This is a genomic window from Acetonema longum DSM 6540, from assembly GCF_000219125.1.
Taxonomy (GTDB): Bacteria; Bacillota; Negativicutes; order Sporomusales; family Acetonemataceae; genus Acetonema; species Acetonema longum.
The window spans coordinates 1-1,771 of record NZ_AFGF01000292.1 but is presented as its reverse complement, the minus strand read 5'-3'; the positions used below and the strand labels follow the sequence as shown (position 1 = coordinate 1,771).

Genomic DNA, 1,771 nt, shown 5'->3' with positions numbered 1-1,771 from the left:
CCTGGCGGCAATGTGACCGGGACCAGCGATAACATTCCTCCCCGGAGACAAATCGACCTGGCGTTGAAACTGCTGCCTCAGGCAAAAAGAGTAGGAGCCTTGTATACCTCCAGTGAAGTAAATTCTCAGCAGCAGGTCCAGGAGATGAAAGAATACGCGGCAGCCAAAGGCCTGACTGTGATAGAAGCCACCATTACCAACGTCAATGATATTCAGCAGACGGTCCAGAGCTTGCTGGGCAAAGTGGACTTCATCTATTGTCCAACCGATAACACCATTGCTTCCGCCATGCCCAATATTGCCAAGATCACCGTACCGGCGAAGATACCGGTATTCATCGGTGATGAAACCTCGGTTAAAAGCGGCGGGACCGCCGGCGCTTCGGTCAATTTCTATCAACTTGGTTTCCAGGCCGGTGAAATGGCGGCCGATATCCTTGCCGGCAAATCAAAGCCGGCAGATATGCCCATCGGTTTACAAGAGGATGTAGCAGTGATTATCAATCCACAAACAGCCCGGGCGATTGGGTTGGTCATACCGGAAGACCTGAAAAAATCCATTCAATAAGTGTAACCGGCAACATGAAAACCCAGCCCGTCATCGCAAGATTGACGGGCTGGGTTTTTTAGTTCCCCCTGCGGGGATTAGCCGGCATATTTTCTGAGGGCGCGATTGACTACTTCTACTAAAATTTTCACACCCTTAGGTAATGCATCTAAATTATAGGACATGGCCGGGTGGTGGAGACCTGGTTTAAGGTCACAGCCGAGACCGATATAGCCGGCCTTAATAGCGGGGTATTTCTTGACGAAAAAGTGAAAGTCCTCACCGCCGGGCGTGACAATGGGGTCAAGCAGTCCGGTTGGACCCAGAACTGACTGTATGGCTTCACGGGCGACGGCGATCATTTCCTCACTATACTCCGCCGCCGGCACACCGCCTTTTATGGTGACGGTTCCTTTGGCGCCGAAACCGGCTGCGGCGCTCTCCACCGCTCTGGTCAGCTTGCCAATCAGCTCATCCATCACGTCATTGCGCTGGGCTCTCAGGTCAAAAGCCAGTTCGGCCAGGTCGGGAATGGCGTTCAATGTGGCGCCGCCGGCCTGGAATTTGGTCGTTTTCACCGTACAGGGAACCACGGGGTTGATCCGGATCCCATTGACAGCCTGGACTACGGCTGCTGCCGCGTCAATGGCATTGACCCCCAGATGAGGGCGGGCGCCATGAGCCGTTAAACCTTCAATTTTTGCTTCGGCGATATAGGATGCGCCATGATAAAGGGCCGGAGTAGCCTGGTTGATCCGCGCTTCCTGCTCGGGACGCAGGTGAATGCCAAAAACCATGTCTACCCCTTCCAGGGCGCCATCGGCAATGGTATTTAAAGCGCCTGTCAGTTTTTCTTCCGCCGGTTGAAACAATAGTTTAAGCTGACCACAGGGAATCCCTGTTTCTTTAAGGACTTTTCCAGCAGTGAGCACCATAGCGGAATGGGCGTCATGACCGCAGGAATGAATGCATTTTTCTTCACCATGAACCGTATGGGCCAGCGCATCCATATCGGCACGCAGCATAATGACCGGCCCCGGTTGGCCGCTGTCATAACTGCCGACAATACCGGTGCCGCCGAACCCGGTTTTCACGCTGAATCCGGCTGCTTTTAACTCCTCAGCTAAATAAGCGGCTGTTTTAAATTCTTGAAACCCTATTTCCGGCATGGCGTGAAGTATTTGATAAATTGTCTGAACTGTGTTTTCATGAGTACTCATGAATT

2 protein-coding genes are annotated in these 1,771 nt (G+C 52.6%); one reads left to right on the top strand and one right to left on the bottom strand.

The window, feature by feature from the left end; genetic code table 11:
• A partial coding sequence (locus tag ALO_RS20390) for an ABC transporter substrate-binding protein (RefSeq protein ID WP_004100141.1) occupies window positions 1-567 on the top strand: 567 nt, incomplete at its 5' end.
• Window positions 568-644: 77 nt separating this feature from the next.
• On the opposite strand, the gene ALO_RS20385 is transcribed toward ALO_RS20390, so the two are convergent.
• Window positions 645-1,766: an amidohydrolase gene (locus tag ALO_RS20385; RefSeq protein ID WP_040294063.1), complete on the bottom strand. Its 1,122-nt coding sequence runs from the start codon at window positions 1,764-1,766 to the stop codon at window positions 645-647.
• Window positions 1,767-1,771 lie beyond the last annotated feature (5 nt).

What these genes read in the sequence shown, in the direction of transcription:
- ALO_RS20385 (WP_040294063.1), bottom strand. Translation starts at nt 1,766, where the DNA reads ATGAGTACTCATGAAAACACAGTTCAGACAATTTATCAAATACTTCAC.